This is a genomic window from Variovorax durovernensis, from assembly GCF_977011995.1.
On the sequence record NZ_CDRNCW010000001.1, the window covers coordinates 3,501,722 to 3,520,779 of the forward strand.

Consider the following 19,058-nt stretch of genomic DNA (forward strand, 5'->3'; position numbering starts at 1 on the left):
GGGCAGGCGTGCGTCAGCTGTCGCCGAGGATGAAGCCCTCGCGCTCGATGTGGTTCAACTGCTCCTCGAACTGCCGCTGCGCGGGCGCGATGACGCGCTTTTCCTGCGTGGCCAGGACGCGCTCGAACTCGCGGATCTGCGCACCCAGCCAGGCGCGAACGTCGCCGCGCAACTGCTGGTAGAGCCGTTCGGCGCGCGCCAGCAGCGTGCGGTTTTCCAGCGTGTCGCGCGGGTGGATCTTCAACTCGTCGAGTTCCCGCAGGCGCTCGGCGATTTCACTTTCCGACAGCAGGCCGGGATTGCCTTCGATGAGCACGCTCGACTTGTGTTGCGTCTTCTGCACCGTCGCCTCGACCTGCAGCAGGCCGTTTACGTCGTAGGTGAAACGCACGTCCACGCCTGATTCCTCGGCCGCAAGGCCCGGCAGCTCGACGCGCAGCTGTCCCAGGTGGATGTTGTCGCGCACCATGCGCGCCTCGCCCTGGAAGATGTTCAGGTCGACCAGCATCTGGCCCTTGCTGGTCGGGAAGTAGGTCTTGACACGGCTGATGGGCACCGGGCTGTTGCGCTCGATGATCGGATCGAAGTGCCCCGGCGACGAAGTGGTCTCGGAGATCCGCATGCTGACCTCGACGCCGAGCGAGTAGGGCGACACGTCGGTCATCACCACTTCCTTCAGCGCTGCGTCCTTGGCCTTCAGCCCCGCCTGCACGGCGGCGCCCAGTGCGACCACTTCGTCGGGGTTGAAATCGATCGACGGGAAGCGGCCGAACATGGTCGTGACCAGCCGGCGCACGATCGGCATGCGCGTGGCACCGCCGGCAAGCACGATGTTGTCGAGTTGGCCGCTGCGCAGGTTGGCGTCGCGCAGCGCGCGTTCGACCGGAATGCGCAAGCGCTTGAGCAGCGTGGCACAGGCCTGTTCGAGGATGCTCTCGTCGATGTCCAGCGCGTGCTGCGTGCCGTCCTGCCAGACCGACAGCGTGGCCTTGGGCTGCGTGCTCAGCGCGCGCTTGGCGGCCTCGGCCGCGCCCGTCAACTGCTGCATGAAACGTGCGTCCTTGCGCAGCGAGGCAGACAGCCCGCGGCGTTCGAAGAACAGGTCGATCAGCACCGAGACGAAGTCTTCGCCGCCCAGGAAGTTGTCGCCGGCCGAGGCCCGGACTTCCATCACGCCTTCGAACATCTCGAGGATCGACACGTCGAAGGTGCCTCCGCCCAGATCGAACACCAGGAAGCGGGTTTCCGCGCCCATGTTGTGCATGCCGTATGCCAGTGCCGCGGCCGTGGGCTCGTTCAGCAGCCGGTCGACGCGAAGGCCAGCCATCTGGCCAGCGGTGCGCGTGGCCTTGCGCTGGGCATCCGAAAAATAGGCCGGCACGGTAATCACGGCTTCGGTGACCGGCTCGCCCAGGGCTGCTTCGGCGTCGGCCTTCAGCGCCTTCAGCACCAGGGCCGAGAGTTCTTCAGGGCGGAACTCGCGCTGGCCGAGGCGCAAGGTCTTGTCGCTGCCCATGTAGCGCTTGAAGACTGCGGCGGTGCGGTCAGGGTGGGTCTGCAGGCGGTCTCTCGCGGCGCGGCCGACTAGCACCGTGCCGTCTTCGTCGAGACTCACGCATGAGGGCGTCAGCGTGTCGCCCAATCCGTTGGGGATCAATACCGATTGTCCGTCCCGCCATGCCGCGACCAGGCTGTTGGTGGTGCCCAGGTCAATGCCAACGATCATGTACTCGCTCCCGTGAACTGTTCTTCGTTCGTACCGTTTTCAGCGGCCCGATTTAGTTTAACAACTTGATACGACTTTGGCCGGTGGCATAGAGGCACGGAGGCCGCGCGGGCCCGGCGGGCAAACCCTGACCGCGCGAAGAGCCAGCCCCTTCGAGAATGGCCTGATCCATTCCGGACCGACGAAAGGGCCCCCGCCACCATGCCTCATGCCACGCTGTCACGACGCCGCTTCACTTTTGCCACGGCCGCCGCGGGCCTTGCCCTGCCGGCATTCGCGCAGCAGCAGGGCACATGGCCCAACAAGCCGGTGCGCATCGTCGTGCCGTACACGCCGGGCGGCTTCACCGACCAGATGGCGCGGCTCGTGCAGGTGGGCTTGCAGACTCGGCTCGGCCAGCCGGTACTGATCGACAACAAGCCCGGCGCCAACAGCCTGATCGGTGTGGACGCCATCGCCAAGGCACCGCCCGACGGCAGCACCTTCGGCGTCGTCATCGCGGCCTATGCCGCGAACACCACGCTGTACCCGAAGCTGCCCTACGACCCGCGAAAAGACCTGGCCGGGGTGTCGCTGATGGGCGTGTCGCCGCTGCTGGCGGCGGTCAACATCGAGTCGCCTTTCAAGACGGCGCGCGAACTCATCGACTACGCCCGCGCCAATCCGGGCAAGGTGAGCTTCGGCTCGTCGGGCAACGGCTCGGCCGCGCACCTCACCACCGAGCTGTGGAAGTCGCTCACGCAGACTTACATGATCCACATCCCGTACCGCGGCGCGATGCCGGCGCTGACCGACCTCATGGGCGGGCAGATACAGCTTTTCTTCGATGCGCCCACGGGGCTCATCAATCAGGCGAAGGCCGGCAAGGTGCGGCTGATCGGCGTGGCGGGCGACAAGCGGCTGGCGGCTGCCCCCGAGGTGCCGACCTTCATCGAGCAGGGCTTTGCGGGTTTCACCGGCAGCACCTGGGCCGGCATGCTGGCGCCGGCCGCCACGCCGCGCGACATCGTCAAGCGCATGTCGGACGAAGTGGCGCGCATCATCAAGAGCGACGACACGCGCGCCAAGCTGGATGCGATGGGCACCATTCCGGCGGGCAGCACGCCGGAGGAATTCGATGCGTTCATTGCTTCTGAAACGATCAAGTGGGGCAAGGTCATTCGCACGGCGGGGGTGAAGGCGGAGTAGGGCGCAGCAGCATCTCGATGTGAGGGATGCCGTCCTCGTCATAGGGCTCGCCGACCTCGGCGAAGCCGAGCGACGCATAGAACTTTCGAAGATAGAGCTGTGCGCCGATGCGCAGCGCGGCGCCTGGCCAAAGAGACCCGGCGCACGCAAGGCCGCGTGTCAGCAGTTCCTGGCCCAGCCGCTGTCCACGATGCGCTGCGCCTGTCAGCACGCGGCCGATCGAGGCCTCTTCGTACGACACGCCCGGTGGCAGCAGGCGCAGATAGGCTGCGACCTGGCCGCCGTCGAGCGCGTAGAGGTGATGGGCCTGCACGTCCTTGCCGTCCGGGTCGAGGTAGATGCAGCGCTGCTCAACAACGAACACCTCGCTGCGCGCCGACAGGATCAGGTACAGGTCGCGCGTGCTCAGCGCGTCGAAGCTTTTTTGATGCCATTCCATGGAGAGGTCCTTCGCGCCGAACATAACAGGCACGGTCGCTGCTAAGTCTGGTGGTATTCAGACCAACACGCCCCTTCATGAAGCACTTCATCGTCGAAATCAACTATCTCGTTCCGCTCGAAAGAATCCAGGAGTCCGTGCCGCCGCATCGCGCCTATCTGCAACTGGGCTACGACGCCGGCATGCTCCTGTGCTCCGGCCCGAAGGTACCGGCGACCGGCGGGTTCATGCTGGCCCGCGCGGAATCGCTCGCCGCGCTCGAGGCCTTCTTCGCGCAAGACCCGTTCCACACCCAGAAGCTCGCGAGTTTCACTTTCAGCGAGTTCAACCCGGTGAAGCGGCAGGGCTGGGCCGAGGCGTGGTTCGCTCAGCCCCTGGCGGCCTGACGACTACCGCTGCGCCTTCGCGGCGGCCGCCACGGGCGCCGGCGCATCTTCCCAGCCACCGCCCAGCGCCTTGTAGAGGCTCACCGTGTTCACAGCCTGCTTGAGCTGCAGCTCGATCCACTGCCGCTGCTCGATGTACAGCTCGCGCTGCGCATCGGCCCCGGCGAAGTAGTCTTCGAGCCCGTTGCGAAAGCGCGTGCGCGAGATCGTCGCCACCCGTTGCAGCGACTGCACGCGCGCCTGCTGGGCTTCGAGCTGCGGGCGCAGGTGGCTGTCGGCGATCAGCGCGTTGGCGGTTTCGCGCAACGCCTGCTGCACGGCATATTCATAACTCGCCATTGCGGCAGCCAGTCGCTCTTCGTTGGCGCTCAGGTTGGCCGAACGGCGGCCCCAGTCGAAGATCGGCAGCGACACGCCGAGCACCGTGGCCCAGCTGCGGTTGCCCGAGCTCAGCAGGCTCGAGAACTCGCTGCTCAGGCCGCCGCCCACGGCGGTCAGTGAAAAGCTCGGATAGAACGCCGCCTTGGCCGCGCCGATGCCCGAGTTCGCGGCCTCGACGCGCGCATATGACGCCAGCAGGTCGGGCCGTCGCTGCAGCAGGCTCGCGGGCAGGCCCACGGGCACGTCGGCCACCGAACGCTCCGGCCATGGGCGCTGTGCGCCGGTGGTGGCCGGGACCGGCTGCCCGACCAGCACCGTGAGCCATTGCAGATCCTGCCCCACGCGCATGCGGAATTCCTCGCGCTGAACGGCGGCGCGCTGCACCAGCGATTGCGAACGCAGCAGGTCGAGGTCCGACGTGCCGCCCGCCGTGCGGGCACGCTGCATCACGCCCGTGCTGTCGGTCTGGGTGGCAAGGTCCGACTCGACCAGCGACAGCAGCGCACGGTCGGCGCGCAGCGTGAGGTAGGCGTTCGACACCTCGCCCACCAGGTTCATGCGCGCCGCGGCAAAGTCCCGGTCGCTGGCCGTGGCCTGCGAGCCCGCCTGCTTCACGCCCGCATCGACACGGCCGAAGAAGTCGAGTTCATAGGCCATGATGCCGGCCTGCACGGCATAGGTGTTGCCCACGCTGCCGACCGCCTGGCTGTTGGTGACGACGCCGCTAGAGCTGAGCGACGTGACCTGGTTGCCGCGCCCGGCCGAGCCCACGAGGCCGATCTCCGGAAACAGGCTGGAGCGCGTGCCCGCGTACACGGCGCGGGCTTCCCGGGCCTTGGCGGCATACACGCGCAGGTCGCGGTTCTGCGACAGCGCGGTGCCGATCAGGCCGCGCAACTCGTCGTCGCGCACGAAGGCCTGCCATGCCACGGGCGCGGCGTCGGCGCCGCCCTTGCCCTCTGCCCATTGCGCGGGCACCTCGACATCGGCCGGCTTCAGCGGCGGCGTGAGGTTGCAGCCGGACAGCACCAGCACGGCGACCAACAGCACAGTCAGCATCGGCGCGCTGCTCGCGAAGATGCGCGGCACCGCTGGCATGCGCGGCATATGCGGCCAGCGCCAGCCTGCGCTGTCCATGAAGGCCAGCACGGCGCGCCCCGGCTTCACCTGCGTGGCGACATGGCTGGGCGGCAGGCTGAAGACATGCCGCACCAGCCGGTCGTGCACCGCTTCGTCGTGCGCGAAGGCCAGTTCGGTGCCGGCGCTGGAGCGGCCCGTCACCGTGGCCGCAACCCAGCCGACATGATCGACGTGGATGTCCAGCGGTTGCCCGATGCCGATGCGGCCCAGCGCGGTGCTGTTGAGCAGCCGCGCGCCGTCGCCCGCGATCTCGGCGAAGCGTGCCGCACCCACGCCGGCGGCGCTGCGCACGGTGGTCGCGGCGTCGTACGGAAAGCGCTCGTCATGCTCGGGGCGCGGGCGGTCGATGCAGGCGATCAACGCGGCCAGGCAGTACACGGTGGCGATGAAGGTCCACACCACATTGAGCACGTCGCCTGTTGTCATGGGGCTGCCGATGGCGCCCAGCGCACCCATCTCCATCGCGGCGATCAAGGCGCCGAACACCGCGACCAGGTTCCAGTGCACTACCGTCCTGGTGCGGTCCTGCCCCTTGGCTGTGACCTTGAAGGGCCGCCCAAAGGGCCGGATCAGCGCCGAGACGATGGTGCGCGTGACCGCCATCGCGGCCACGATCTGCGTCACCTCGGTGAACACGGGCAGGCAGCGGCGCTGGCTGATCCAATAGGTGTAGCCCCAGAACATGACGAGCGGCGGCAGGCCGTACATGGCAAAGGCCCGGGGCGTGGCATGGAAGGCTGACACGCCCGTGTACCAGTAGAGCGCGGGCGCCGCCAGGATCAGCAGGATGAAGGGCTTGGTGAGCCAGTGCAGCAGGCCGTGCACGTAATGCAGCCGCGCCGTGAAGCTGTAGCCCTTTCCGCGCAGCGGGCCGTCGCGCAGCAGCGCCACCTGGATCGTGCCCAGGCACCAGCGGCTGCGCTGGTTGATGTAGTCGATGATGCTGTCCGCCGACAGCCCGTTCGACAGCCGCTCGTTGAGCCAGCGCGTGACCCAGCCGAAGCGCATCAGCGTGTAGGTGGTGTAGATGTCTTCGCACACGCTGCCTGTGGGAAAGCCGCCGGCGGAGGTGATGGCGTCGCGCCGCACGATGAACGACGTGCCGACGCAGAACGCCACGTCGGCCGCGTCCTTGGCGGGCTGCAGCACGTCGAAGAACACGCGCTGCTCGTCGACCCAGCTGTCGGTGGCGCGCAGGTTGTGCTGTATCGGGTCGGCGTTGTAATAGAACTGCGGCGTCTGCACCAGGCCCACCTTCGACTTCGGGTCGTCGAACAGGCCGAGCACGCGGTAGACGATGTTGCGATGGGGCGCGAAGTCGGCATCGAGCACCAGGATGTAGGGCGCGTTGGTTTGCCCGGCCGATTGCCGCAGCCCGTTGTTGAGGTTGCCCGCCTTGGCGTGCGCGTTGTCGGGCCGGCGCGCGTAGTGCACGCCTTTTCGCGCGCAGTAGTCGCGCAGCCAGTCGCGCCGCGTGTCGTCGAGCACCCAGACATTCACATGCGGATAGTCGATGGCCTGCGCGGCGAGGATGGTCTTCTCGAGCACGCCGATCTCTTCGTTGTAGGTGCAGATGAAGACATCGACGGCAGGCACGTCCGCGCCACGCTTGCGCAGCATGGCCTCGCCCGCGTCCGCCTGCGCGTGGTTGTCGCGGCGGCGCGAGAGCATCTGTATCGACAGCAGGGTGTAGAGGATCGACACCATCTCGAAAACCAGGAACACCCAGCCCATCAGCGTGCCGAAGCCCAGGTCCGCCGGCGGCAGCGTCTCGGCCAGCCGCCACGCCACATAGCGCACCAGCACCAGCGCGGTGAGAAAGCCGAACAGCACGCGATGCGACGCACGGTCGGCGCGCGCGTGGAAGACCATGATCAGGGCCAGGCCCACGACCATCAGATTGACCCTGAATTCAGGTGTATCGATCAGTTCGAACATGGCTTTGCTCCTGTGACGGTGGTTGTTCCGGTGAACGGGTTCCAGCCCTTGGCGGCCAGTGCGATCCAGGCAGTGGCGCCCAGGTGGGGCCAGCGGTAGTAGAAGAAATCGGGCCCCTTGGAATCCGGCCCGATGGCCAGCCCGGTCGATATGCGCGGGCTGGGTGTGGCGTAGTACAGGCCGTTGGGCGCGCGCTGCGAGGCCAGCAGTTGCCACAGCGCCTCGGGCGCCGCGCCCTTGACGGCCACCAGCGTGGCGGCGGCCTGCGCGCTGCCCTCGGTCCAGATGCCGTCGGGCTGGCGCGAGAAGCCGTAGCCGGCGCCGAAGCGATGATTGGCATCGACCCACGCAAGCCCGGCCTGCCATGCGCAATGGCCCGGCGGCGCGGCGAGCACGGGCCACAGCTGCGCATCGAGGCCCGAGGCCGTGTTGGAGACGGTGGCGCCGTCGGGCTGCGTGCCGATGTAGAAACGCTGCTCGCCCTTGTTCCACATGCGCTCGACGAAGGCCAGCGCGGTGGCGGCCTGTCGCTTCTGCCCGGGGCGTTCGCCGGAGCGGGCGGCCCATGCGGCGGCCATGGCGATGTCGATGTTGTGCTCGGTCGACTTCCAGGCCTGCACGGCCTGCCTGTCGTCCCAGCCATACCAGCCGCCGCTGTAGCCATCAGGCGCGACGCTCGAACGCGTGCGTTGCTCGATCCAGGCCAGCAGCCTGGCGGTGGCATCGGCATAGCGCGGGGAGGGCGCCGACTGTTCCACGTTCAACAGCAGCAGCGCGGCCCACGCCACGTTGCCGGTCGCGGTGCTGACCTGGTAGGCGTCGGCGATCCACTGGTTCTTGTCCGCGTCCCAATAGCCGGACAGCACGGGCTTGGCGTCGGCCAGCAGGCCGGCGCGGTAGGCGTTGCGGATGCGGCCGTCCGGGTAGTGCGGGTCATGCTCCACGGCCAGCACCATCGCATCGGCGATGCGTTTTGCCGACGCGGTGTCGCCGCATGCGAGCAGTGCGATGCCGGCCAGCGCGTTGTCGTACACGAAGGCCACGTTCGCAAGGCTTGGCGCGAGTTCAGGCACACCGTCGATCTGTGCCTCGGTGCGGTAGCTCGGCAGCAAAAGCGGCGTCGACGAATCCCCCCGGCTGCTGAACGCTACGGCGCGGCGCAGGCCATCGCAGCTTTGCCGCGCGAGCATCTGTTGCGCGGGGCTGTCGGCTGCCGGTGCTTGCGGTGCATGAAGGCACAGCATCGCCGCAATCGCCAGCGCGCATCGTTGAACAAGGTTTGCGTGATCCATCGCCTGCCTTCATCGGCGTCGTGGATTCAGGCTTTGCGCTAAGAGGCCAGCCTCGCCGATACCACCTTGCCGGGCGCGCACAGGCCGCGCTGTGCTATCCACCCCGGGTTGTCGGATTCGACACGCGCCACCGCATACACCGAGCCCTGCTCGGCGAACGGGAAGGGCACGGCATAGCGGCTCTGGAAATCTTCTGGAGCAACCGGCAACAACTGGGTAACGCGTGCTGACACTTCCGCGCCGCCGTCATCGGTTTTCACGGCGATGGTCGAGCCCATGTTGAGCTTCCTGGCCACCCGCGGGGGAAAGACCGCGACCACTTCGATGCGGCTGCAGTCGGTCATGCGCACCAATGTGGCACCCTGCGGCACAAAACTGCCCTGCGGCATCAGCACCGAATTCACCTGGCCCGGCTGCATCGCACGCACCTCGAAGGCGGCCATGCGGTCGATGCGGCTGCGCTCCTCGGCTTCCAGCGCGGTCACCTCGCGCAGCTGCTGACGCAAGGCTTCGCTGTCGTGCTGGGCGCGCTCGATGGCGCCGCTCAGTGTTTCGCGCCGGCTGGCGAGCGTCTGGTAGACAGTGGCACCGCCGCCACCCACGAACACCCCGCGGCTCGCGCTCGCCATGCTCTGGCCGAGGCCTGAATAAGCCTGCTCGGCCACGGCCGCGTTGGCGCGCGAGATGCTCAGTTGCGCCTGCGCGGCGTCCATGGCTTGCGGGCTCACGGCGCCTTCGTCGAGCATGGCGGACGTGCGGCGCACTTTCTGTTCCTGCTCGGCCACGCTGGATTGCGCCACTTCGCGCTGGCGTTGCGCTATCTGCCACGCATCGCGCGTCTGCGCCATCGATGCGGTGCGGTACAGCTTGACCTGCTGCTCCACGAACTGAAGCTCTTCGCCCGATGCATTGACCTGGTTCGTCAACTGCGCCACCTGGCTCTGCAACGCGAGACGCTGCGTGCTGAGCGTGGTGAGGATGTCTCTGTTGATGGTCGGGTTCTGCACAGTGGCCACCACCGCGCCGGCCTCCACCTTGTCAAGCGCGCGCACCGTCATGTGCGTGACCACCCCGCTGATGGGCGAAGTGACCAGCGTCACCGGTGCCTGCAGCACGGAGCGCGTGGCCTGCCTGGACACCAGCGGCTGGATCAGCGTGGTGACGACGAGCCACAGCACGAAGGCCAGCAGCGCGTACCCCGCGATGCGCGGCACCAGCGACTCCGCCGTACCGCCTCGCCATCGCCGCAAGCGTTCATGCAGTGCGGAGTCTTCCGCTATCGCAACGTGCTGCGATTCCTGGACAGTGCTTGCGTTCATTGGCGCCTCGCAATCGATGACGTGGTGACTTTTCAGGACCGGCGTCTCCGCTGTCGTGGCACATCATTGGGGCGCGCCATCTGCTTTGCTGCAATGCAGCAATACACATGCCAAAAGTGAATTATTTCTGCTTACAAAGGCAACCGAATGTGCATTCAGGCCGCGAGCACCAGCACCTTGAACTGGCTCGGCACGATCCGCATGCCGATGATGTTGCAGCGGTTCTGCACCGACAGGCTGGTCATGCGCGTGCACGGCGTGCCTTTCAGCAGCACGGTGAAGGCGCCGGTAATGTGGCGCGAAGGTCCCATCACCGTCTGTGAGACCACGCCCATCAGCACCCCGGCGTTGTCGCCGTTGGTGATGGGCGTGACGGTCGCCAGATTGTGCGCGGGCGTGCCGCCGTACAGGATGTTCCAGGCGTTGGGGATGGCGGTCGGCCCCAGCGCGAAGTTGGGATAGGGAATCGGCAGCGCCGGCGGCGTCTTGCAGACGTCGGGAAAGGCGAGGTCGACGCCCATCATCTGTGCATTGGCAAACATGGCAACGGCTCCTTGGGGTCAACCCATGTGAATCTGCTCGGCATCGACCTTGACCAGCCCCTTGCTGGTCAGCAGCGTGTTCTTCGAATGCAGGCGCAGGGTCTGTTCGGCCTGGATGTCGAGCTGGCCGGCACGCACCTGTTCCACTTCCTCGGTCAGGCGAAAGCTCGAGCGGGTGAGCAGGTTGAGACGATCCAGCACCACCTCGCAGGCGCGCCCGACGAAGCGCGACACCAACACGCTGAAGCGGATGCTGGCGCCCTGGTAGTCCATCTCGCCGATCTCGCAATGGGCCTGCCGGGCCTGGGCGCGCCACTCGGGCGACTGCATGGCGATCGAGGTGTCCGACTCCAGCGCCATGGGGCCGGCGCTATGTGCGCGGATACCGCCCGAGCGCGACACCAGCGTCAGGTCGCCGTCCACGGCCAGCGTCGCCTGCCGCGGGTCGGCCTGGGCGACCACCGCGATGACGAAGCTCTCGCCCTGGCGGGTCGAGGTGATCAGCACCGTATCGCCCGGCGCAGGCAGCAGCAGGCAGCTGGCAACGCGGCGGCAGCGCAGCGATCCCTGCCCGTCGTCGAGGCCGACCTCGAACCAGAGGTCGCCATCGCTGGCAATGACCGTGGCGGTCCGCATGCCGGAGTCCGTGCGGGCTGCATGCGAAGGGCGCTGCATCAGCGGATCCAGCACGCCTTGCGTTTCATAGTGTGCGGTTGCGATCGTGTCGCCGGCGATGGTCCGGGTGGCGGTCATGGGTTGTCTTTCTTGGGTCGGCGGCCATGGATGTCGCGGTCCAGGCGGGATGCGCGCTCGGGCTGCTCCAACGTCACCTTCTCGGCTTCGTGCAGCGCAGGGTCGCGGTCCAGCGTACCCAGGCGGGTGCTGAACCTGGCGCCGTCCAGATCGGCGCGATGGAACACGGTGCGCAGGAAGGCGGCGTCGCGGAAGTCGGCCTGCACCAGCGAAGCGCGGGAAAAATCGGCGTAGTCCAGGCGGCTGCCGGCGAACGAGGCCTGCCCACAGTGCGCGCGATGGAAGACGCCTTGCTCGAGCTGCGCCTGCGAGAAGTCCGCGCCGTCGAGATGCGCGTCGACCCAGATGCTGTTCTGGAAGTGGCCGCGCCGCGCATCGGCGCCGCGCAGGTCGGCCTCGGGAAACAGGCACTGCATGGCCTGCGCCCCTGCCAGCACCGCGTTGCGCAGGTCGGCGCCCTTGAAGTTGCACTGCGTGAGGCGTGCATCGCGGAACCGGCACGCCGTCAGCACAGCATCGATGAACTGGCAGAGATGGAACTGCTGGCCGGAGAAGTCCTGTCCCGCAAGATCCGCCTCGCTGAAGATCGCGTTCGTGAAGCTGGCTCCGGCGTAGCACGTGTCCTTCAGCGTCGCGCGAAAGAAGATGGTCGACGAGAAAGCCACCCCGTTGAAGGACGTACCCGTCAGGTCGCACTCGGAGAACACGGCCTTTTCAAGGCTGGCGTGGTCCAGGCAGGCGTTGTGCAGCTTGCTCTGGTGGAAGTTCGCCTGGTCCATGAAGGCCTCTTCCAGCCGAACGCCCGAAAGCGTGCAGCCGCTGAACACCGAATGCGGCATGGAGGCCGAATCCAGCACCGCGTCCTGCAGGCTGCACTCGTGGAATGCAGTGCGCGTCAGCTCTGCCGCCGGCAGCCGCGACTGGTCGAAGCGGCATTTCTCGAAGATGGATTCGCCCAGCTGCGCGGCATCGGCCTGAACGCCCCGGAAGCTGCATTCGCTGAACACGCCGCCGCGCAGGTCGATGCCCCTCATGTCCATGTCGCTGAAGTCCTTCTCGCGGATCGGCTCACCGTTGCGGACCTGGGCTGCCAGCGTCTCGGCGTTCACGCCTTGCCCGCCTCGGGGCGCCGGGGCAGTGTCTTCATCTGGTCGATATGTGCGCCCAGGGTGAGCGTGCCGGGGCTGATGAGGACCTGGGCGACATCGGCACGGAACAGGTTGGCCTCGCCCAGGTCGGCATCGACCAGGCAGGCCTTCTGGAGATTGGCATTCATGAGATTGGCGAGCCGCAGGGAGGCGCGCGTGAAATCGGCGCGGATGAAGAGGCTGTCGGGCGCCGCCGCCGCGCGCAGGTCCGCGCCCTTGAGCGACGCGCAGGAGAAGTCGCAGGTATCAAGCGTGGCCCGTCTGAAGCTCGCGCCATCGAGCGGCAACTCGCGCAAGGTGCAATGCACCAGCGTGGCGTCCTCGAAGTCGGCCTCGCGAAGATCGGTGGTGCCGACGAAGCTGGTGGTCTTGAGCAGGGCATGCCTGAACCGGATGCCCTTGTGCAGCGGCGTGTGGGCCCAGCTGCAGGCTTCGACGGTGGCGCCGGAAAAATCCACCGACTCGAATTCGGCCTGCACGAAAAGCACCTTTTCCAATCGCGCCTCACCGAAGTCGCAGCGCGTCAGCCGGCAGCGTTCGGCCATGCTCACGTAGCTCAGGTCGGCGCGCCGCAGGCTGCAATCGGCCAGCTCGATCCCCTGCAGCAGCAGATGGCTCCACGTCGCTTCGTCGAGACAGCAGCCTTCGAGGCGCAGCTTTTCCATCTGCGTGCGCTCGAAGCGGGCCTGCGCGAAGTTGGTGTTTTCGCAGCGGGCGAGGCTGAGGTTGGCACGCTCCAGGTTGCAGCCCGTCAACGACGCCTGGCGCAGGTCGGCGCGCACCAGCACCGATTGGCTCAAGTCGGCGCCATCCAGGCGGGCGCCTTGGAGGCGGGCGCCTTCGAGCAACGTCTGATGCATGCGGGCGCCTCGCAGATCGAGGCCCGACAGGTCGCAGCCCGTCAGGTCCATGGCGGACAGATCGCGGTCCGAGGCCATGGCGGCGAGAACGCGTTCGCGCGCCTGCGCATTCTGTTCGGCGACCATCGGTTCGGCAGCGGCCTGGTGGTGGGCCCCCATGCGGTACAGCGCCAGCATGTCCTTCTGGCCCCGCTGTCCTAGGGCCTGCAGCTCGGAGTGCTCGGCGGCGCTCATGGCAGGGGTGCCCGTGGCCGCGGCGATGCCGCCCAGCCCCTTGACGATGGTTTCGGCCTCGAATTTCGGCGGGCCCTTGAGCTGCGCGTTCTGGCTTTCTTCGATGATCCGGCTGCTGTCGAAGCCCGCCTTGCGCGACTCGGACGCGTTGTCGCGGGCCGCCTTCGCGACTTCCTGCCTGGCTTCCTCCAGCTTGCGTTCCTGCTCGCGCTGGTAGGCGCGCGTGTTCTCGATGAACTCGGGCAGTTCGGCCAGCGTGGGCATCTTGTCGAAAGGTTTCGGCAGCGGCCGTTCGCGGAAATGGCGTGGCTTGTGGCCTGCCTCCAGGCCGCGCGCCGTCAGTTCGGCGCGCAGGCGCTCGCCCTTGTCCTTGATGTTCCTTGCCAGGATCGATTCGCGCGCGTCGATCTGGTCCAGCCAGGGGCCGATGGCCGAGGCCGGCAGCAGTTCCTCATCGAGGAGCGCATGGATCGCGCCTTTCTCGAGGTTGCAGCGGTTCTCGAAGACCTTCCCGTAGTGGGAGAGGGGGCGCGGCGGGCTGTCTGCCAACTCCATCGCCGGCATGACGTGCGTGATGTCCGCGGCATCGTCTTCGCTAATGAGCGTCTCGCCGTGATGGATCAGCATGACCTGCGCCACATGCGGGAAGAACCAGGCGGTAGTCAGCCGCAGCGATACCTCTTCCAGCGCAAGGGGCTGAGCAGACTTTCTCGCCACGAAGCCGCGTGCGCGCAGGTCCGGAAGCCGTCCGCGCAGCACCGCATGCTCCGGGTGCATGTTCCAGATCTCGTAGGGCGCGGCCGCGGGAATGGACAGTTCGTCGGGCCAGCGTTGTTCCGCAGCAGCGGCGTTGAAGAACTGCCAGTCCATGTCGCGCGCGAAGCCGGGATAGAGCGTCTCGCGCCATTGGTCTCCGTAGTCCGTTCCCAGCAGCTTCATGCGCTCGGGCAGATCGACGTCCATCGCACCCGGGCAGGCGGGGGCCGGACGCCGGTCGGGGCGGTCCATGCCATGGCCCGGGCGTTCGACGTTGGGAAGCCGCTGCACCAGCAGGCCGTTGACCATCTCGGGTGCGTACCCGATGCCCACGGGGTTGGAGGCAAAGCCGGGGCCGCCGAAGGCGTGCTGCCAGTCCAGGCGCATGGTGTCGAAAGCTTGCGGTTCGGTGGCGCGACCATCCAGCCAGTAGCGGTCGCCCGAAACGAGGAACTGGCGCCGCAGGGCGCCGACACGCAGGTCGACCGCGCAGCGTGTCTTGTCCTGCTGGTGGCACGTGTAGGCCTGGCCGCTCACCAGGAACTCGGGGCGCAGCTTGGGAATGCCGAGATCGATCGCCGACTGGTTTCCCACTTCGGCGGAGACGGTCTTCCAGAGCTCCGTCTCCGGCAGCAGCACGCCCCCTTCGCCGAGGGTGTGCATGCCGATCACGGTGATCGCGAGGCGCTGGCTTTGCGCGCGCAGGAAGGGCCGCGTCAGGACGCTCAGGCGCAGGGGTTTGATGGTCTTCACGGCTGGATCAGCGCCTTGCGCCGCGGATCACCAGCGGGGTGCGCGTGCGGTCGATGGCCAGCCGTGAAGGGTCCCGCGGGTCCTGCAGCAGATGAACGTCGGGCCGGCCCGCGGAGAAATGGGCCAGCAGGTCCTCGTCGATGAGCGTGCGCAAGGTGGTCTGCTGCTCGATGCCGGCGGCATCGGTGTAGGCGACGCCCAACTGCACGGCCATCATCCGCTGTCCGACGGGACCGCGCCGGGAATAGCCGCTGGGCGAGCGCAGCACGGAAACCGCGACGCCCTGCAACGGGCGCCCGTCGGCCTGCAGCTGCTGCCACAGCCGGCCTTCCTCGGCATAGGCGCGATGGCTCATCAGCGACACCGCGAGCACGATTCCGGCGAGCGCGATCACGCCCAGGCTGACGATACCGAACACCCCCCACAGAATGATCTCGAGCACGCTTTCCACGCCTCAGAGCAGGACCTTGAGCGCCTGGATGCCGGCGCGCAGGCCGCCCGTCGTGATCTCCGTGCCCACGAGCTGGATGAGCGCACCGGCGTCCCCCAGCGACATGGCCTTGTTCTTCCACTCCGCGCCGACGGCCTCCAGCTTCACGCCGATGGCCTGCGCCTGCACGCCGATGGCCGCCGAACGCACTGCCAGCACGCCCAGCGAAATGCCTGACACGTCCATGTTCAGGCCGATGCCGCCCAGGCGGAACCACTTCCAGTCGCTGCTCTTGGCGTAGTTGTTGGTGTAGTTGGTGGTGTTGTTGATGTAGACCGAGCTCTGGTTGTTGTAGTTGACGGAAGTGGTGTTGTAGACCGTGGTGTTGATGACGTGCTGCGTCGTGTTGTGGATGTGGTTGGTCGTGTTGAAGGTCACATCCGGCGAGGTGTGTACCGTGGGGCCCGTGACCGTGGTGGTCGAGGGGCCGTTGACCAGCACGTCGTTCGACGTGTTGATGGTGTCGTTGCGGCCGTCGCTGACGAAACGGATTTCCTTGCCGTCGATGGTGCCTTGGAAGCCCCCGGTGATGGCCAGCTCGACACCACCGGTGATGGTGTCGTTCAGACCGCCGCTGAGCATGCGCGTCTTGCCGCCCGAGATGGTCTGGTTCACGCCGCCGGTCACGGTTTCGGTGAAGCCGCCGGTCACGCTGCGGGTGTCGCCGCCGGTGATGGTTTCCCTGGCGCCGGCGGTGATGTCGCGCGTTTCGCCGTCCTGGTAGGTGGCCGACTCGTGGCCCTTGATGAGCGTGGTGCGGGTGCCGTCGGTGGTGTGGGTCTCGTCGGCCTCCACCTCCACGTCGAGGTTGCGCTCGGCATGCAGCCAGATCTGCTCGGCGCCCGTGCGGTCCTCGAAGCGCAGCATGTTGGCCTGGTTGGCCGCGCCGCCGCTGCTGGAGCGCGTGAGGATGCCGCTGGCCGTGGCGTTGGCGGGCAGTTCCCAGGGCGGCATCTGGTCGCTGTTGTAGACGCGGCCGGTGATGATGGGGCGGTCGGGTTCGCCGCCGATGAAATCGACGATCACTTCCTGGCCCACGCGCGGCATGTGCATGGTGCCGAAGTTGGCGCCGGCCCAGTTGCTCGATACGCGCACCCAGCAGGAGCTGTTCTCGTCGGACTGGCCGTAGCGGTCCCAGCGGAACTGCAGCTTCACGCGGCCGAAGCGGTCGGTCCAGATTTCTTCGGGGCCGACCACGGTGGCGGTTTGCGGGCCGTTGGTGCGCGGTCGCGGCGTCTTGCGCGCGGGTCGGTAGGCCACGCTCGAAGGCAGCACGGTGAAGTCGAACTCGCAGACCGATTCGCTGCTGCCGCCGCTGGAGTACTCGGGCTCCTGCAGGTCGTAGCGGGTCTCGGTGACGAGGTACTCGCGGTTGTCGGCCTCGCGCGGGCAGTGCGTCATCTGGAACAGGTAGCCCGGCGCCATGCCCACGACGTTGGTGTGGCCCATGGCCAGCTCGTGCGCGCACTGCAACTCCTGCAGGCGGATCTTGGCGTAGGCGTCGCCCTGCTGGTGCTCGCTGTAGCCGCCGAGCCATTCATAGACTTCGTAGGTCGAGTGGTCGTGGCCCTTCGGGTCTTGCTGCACGCTTTGCAGCGAGGCGCGCGACTTCCTGAAGTCGAAGTCGTCGAGCATCACGCGGCCCGAGGTGATCTGCTCGGACACGCGCCACTGGTCGATGCAGGGCTCCATCGCATTGAGCACTCGGTCGCGCGGGCGGTATGGAATGGTGGCGTGGCCGGGCAGGGGCGCGTAGCCGCCGGTGTCGTCGCACAGCACCAGCAGGTGGCTGCCGTTGCCGTGCTCGAAGTGGTAGGCAATGCCTTCGTGCTCCATGAGCCGGCTCACGAAGGCGAAGTCGCTCTCCTGGTACTGCACGCAGTTTTCCCAAGGGCGGTAGCTGGCCGTGAGGCGCTTCTCGAACTCGAAGCCGTACTTGCCCAGCACCTCGTCGAGCACCTCGGGCACGCTCTTGTTCTGGAAGATCCGGCTGTCGGTGGTGCGCGTGAGATACCAGAGCCAGGGCTGCACCAGTGCACGGTAGACGTAGTGGCGGCCGGTTTCGTTGGCGCGGCCGACCAGTTCGAAGCGCACCACGGTGCCGTTGAGAAAGCGTGGGCCGCCATCGTCGGCCAGCTCCAGCGTGAGCGAGGTGCCCAGCAGCTGCTTGAGCTCGATGTTGAAGCTGGTGCCGACCATGTCCACCTCGAACTCGAAGAGTTGCGAGAGGCCCTCCTGCCCGCGCATTGCGCGGAACTTGAGTTGCTCGGCGCCGAGGACGGTGTGGACTTGGACGGTACGCGGCATTCGGAACTTCCCTGACTCTGCAGGCTTGCACAAATGCAAACCCTTTGTGAACCAGTCTAGAAATTCCTCATGTCACATGCATGACGCACAAGCCGCCGATGCCGACCTGTTTCCCTCTGAAACAGGAGTAGAAAAAGCTCTTACATCGAGGCTTCCAGCATCGCCTTGTAGTCGTCGCGCGTGGCCAGGCGCGGGTTGGTCTTGTGGCAGTGGTCGGCCATGGCGCCGTCGATGATCTTCTCGAACATGGCGGGCGTCACGCCCACTTCGGCGAGGCCCTTGGGCAGGCCCAGGCGCGCGTTCATGTCGCGGATGGCATCGCCAAGGTCGCCGGCCGAGTCGAGGTGCATGGCCTGCGCCATGCGCTGCAGGCGCTGCTCCTTGCGCACCGAATCGGCACCCGCGTTGAAGTGGATCACCGCCGGCAGGAAGAGGGCGTTGAGCGTGCCGTGATGCAGGCGCGGGTCGACGCCGCCCAGGCTGTGGCTCAGCGAATGCACGCAGCCCAGCCCCTTCTGGAAAGCCATTGCGCCTTGCATCGACGCGCTCATGAGGTTCAGCCGTGCCTCGCGGTCGCTGCCGTCCTTGGTCGCGCGTTCGATGTGGCCCCAGGCGCGCTCGAGCCCGTCGAGGCCGATGCCGTCGGCCGGCGGGTTGAAGGCGGACGACATGAAGGTCTCCATGCAATGCGCGATGGCGTCCATGCCGGTGGCGGCGGTGAGCTTGGGCGGCAGGCCGAGCGTGAGTTCGGGGTCGCAGATGGCGGCCTTGGGCATCAGGAACCAGCTGTGGAAGCCCAGCTTGCGGTGGTCTTCGACGATGACGATGGCGCCGCGCGCCACCTCGCTGCCCGTGCCGCTGGTGGTGGGCACGGCAATGAGCGGCACCACGCGCTCGGTGATGCGGGGCGAGCCGCCCTCGATGGTCGCGTAGGTCTTGAGCGGGCCTTCGTGCGTGGCTGCTATGGCCACACCCTTGGCGCAGTCGATGGCCGAGCCGCCGCCCACTGCGATCAGCCCGTCGCAGCGGCCGCTGCGGTACAGCTCGACGGCGGCGCGCACGGCGGCCTCGGTCGGATTGGAAGGCGTCTGGTCGAACACCGACACTTCCAGATCCGAGATGGCGTCAAGCGCCTTCTGCAGCACGCCCGCGGCGCGCACGCCGGCGTCGGTCACGATCAGCGGGCGGTTGATGCCGATGCGCGCGCATTCGCTGGACAGCAGCTTGATCGCGCCGAATTCGAACTGGATCTGGGTGAGGTATTGGATGAGTGCCATGGGGTGGTGATGCGCAGGGCGGTACGATTGCAGACTGTGCAAATCTACCAACAGGGGCCTGTCTTGCCCACGCAAGAAACCCTTGCCGCTGTCGCGCACGGCACACCGCACGCAACGGCCGCTTTCCTA

At 67.1% G+C, this 19,058-nt stretch carries 14 protein-coding genes; 2 read left to right on the forward strand and 12 right to left on the reverse strand.

The window, feature by feature from the left end; translation table 11 throughout:
• Positions 1 to 13 precede the first annotated feature (13 nt).
• Positions 14 to 1,726, reverse strand: a complete 1,713-nt coding sequence (locus ACWV14_RS16660) for an Hsp70 family protein (RefSeq protein ID WP_454908318.1) — start codon at positions 1,724 to 1,726, stop codon at positions 14 to 16.
• Positions 1,727 to 1,927: 201 nt separating this feature from the next.
• Between ACWV14_RS16660 and ACWV14_RS16665 the strand changes: the two genes are divergently transcribed.
• Positions 1,928 to 2,914: a Bug family tripartite tricarboxylate transporter substrate binding protein gene (locus ACWV14_RS16665; protein ID WP_454908317.1), complete on the forward strand. Its 987-nt coding sequence runs from the start codon at positions 1,928 to 1,930 to the stop codon at positions 2,912 to 2,914.
• Here the strand turns inward: ACWV14_RS16665 and ACWV14_RS16670 are convergent.
• On the reverse strand, positions 2,883 to 3,377 hold the full coding sequence (locus tag ACWV14_RS16670) for a GNAT family N-acetyltransferase (RefSeq protein ID WP_454914110.1): 495 nt from the start codon (positions 3,375 to 3,377) through the stop codon (positions 2,883 to 2,885). The genes ACWV14_RS16665 and ACWV14_RS16670 overlap by 32 nt on opposite strands.
• A gap of 53 nt (positions 3,378 to 3,430) precedes the next feature.
• Here ACWV14_RS16670 and ACWV14_RS16675 point away from each other — a divergent pair, with 53 nt between their 5' ends.
• Positions 3,431 to 3,739 carry a YciI family protein gene (locus ACWV14_RS16675; RefSeq protein WP_454908315.1) on the forward strand — a complete coding sequence of 103 codons (309 nt, stop codon included), beginning with the start codon at positions 3,431 to 3,433 and terminating at the stop codon, positions 3,737 to 3,739.
• A gap of 3 nt (positions 3,740 to 3,742) precedes the next feature.
• Here the strand turns inward: ACWV14_RS16675 and ACWV14_RS16680 are convergent, their stop codons facing one another.
• The 10 genes from ACWV14_RS16680 to ACWV14_RS16725 form a co-directional block, all read right to left on the reverse strand.
• A complete protein-coding gene (locus ACWV14_RS16680) occupies positions 3,743 to 7,198 on the reverse strand; it encodes an efflux transporter outer membrane subunit (protein ID WP_454908314.1) in 3,456 nt (1,151 codons plus the stop codon).
• Positions 7,186 to 8,490, reverse strand: a complete 1,305-nt coding sequence (locus tag ACWV14_RS16685) for a hypothetical protein (protein WP_454908313.1) — start codon at positions 8,488 to 8,490, stop codon at positions 7,186 to 7,188. Before ACWV14_RS16685 ends, ACWV14_RS16680 begins: the two co-directional genes overlap by 13 nt.
• A gap of 38 nt (positions 8,491 to 8,528) precedes the next feature.
• Complete coding sequence (locus tag ACWV14_RS16690; protein ID WP_454908312.1) at positions 8,529 to 9,809, reverse strand: HlyD family secretion protein; 1,281 nt, start codon at positions 9,807 to 9,809, stop codon at positions 8,529 to 8,531.
• A gap of 155 nt (positions 9,810 to 9,964) precedes the next feature.
• Positions 9,965 to 10,351: a DUF4150 domain-containing protein gene (locus tag ACWV14_RS16695; protein WP_422086680.1), complete on the reverse strand. Its 387-nt coding sequence runs from the start codon at positions 10,349 to 10,351 to the stop codon at positions 9,965 to 9,967.
• Positions 10,352 to 10,369: 18 nt separating this feature from the next.
• The gene (locus ACWV14_RS16700; protein ID WP_454908311.1) at positions 10,370 to 11,104 is read right to left on the reverse strand and encodes a DUF3540 domain-containing protein; all 735 of its coding nucleotides are present in this window, start codon (positions 11,102 to 11,104) and stop codon (positions 10,370 to 10,372) included.
• On the reverse strand, positions 11,101 to 12,213 hold the full coding sequence (locus ACWV14_RS16705; RefSeq protein WP_454908310.1) for a pentapeptide repeat-containing protein: 1,113 nt from the start codon (positions 12,211 to 12,213) through the stop codon (positions 11,101 to 11,103). The genes ACWV14_RS16700 and ACWV14_RS16705 overlap by 4 nt, the downstream gene beginning before the upstream one ends.
• Positions 12,210 to 14,855: a DUF2169 family type VI secretion system accessory protein gene (locus ACWV14_RS16710; protein ID WP_454908309.1), complete on the reverse strand. Its 2,646-nt coding sequence runs from the start codon at positions 14,853 to 14,855 to the stop codon at positions 12,210 to 12,212. The genes ACWV14_RS16705 and ACWV14_RS16710 overlap by 4 nt, the downstream gene beginning before the upstream one ends.
• Before the next feature lie 7 nt (positions 14,856 to 14,862).
• Positions 14,863 to 15,297, reverse strand: a complete 435-nt coding sequence (locus ACWV14_RS16715; RefSeq protein ID WP_454908308.1) for a hypothetical protein — start codon at positions 15,295 to 15,297, stop codon at positions 14,863 to 14,865.
• A gap of 12 nt (positions 15,298 to 15,309) precedes the next feature.
• On the reverse strand, positions 15,310 to 17,652 hold the full coding sequence (locus ACWV14_RS16720) for a type VI secretion system Vgr family protein (protein ID WP_454908307.1): 2,343 nt from the start codon (positions 17,650 to 17,652) through the stop codon (positions 15,310 to 15,312).
• Between the two features lie 140 nt (positions 17,653 to 17,792).
• Positions 17,793 to 18,929, reverse strand: a complete 1,137-nt coding sequence (locus tag ACWV14_RS16725) for an iron-containing alcohol dehydrogenase (RefSeq protein WP_454908306.1) — start codon at positions 18,927 to 18,929, stop codon at positions 17,793 to 17,795.
• Between the last annotated feature and the right edge of the window lie 129 nt (positions 18,930 to 19,058).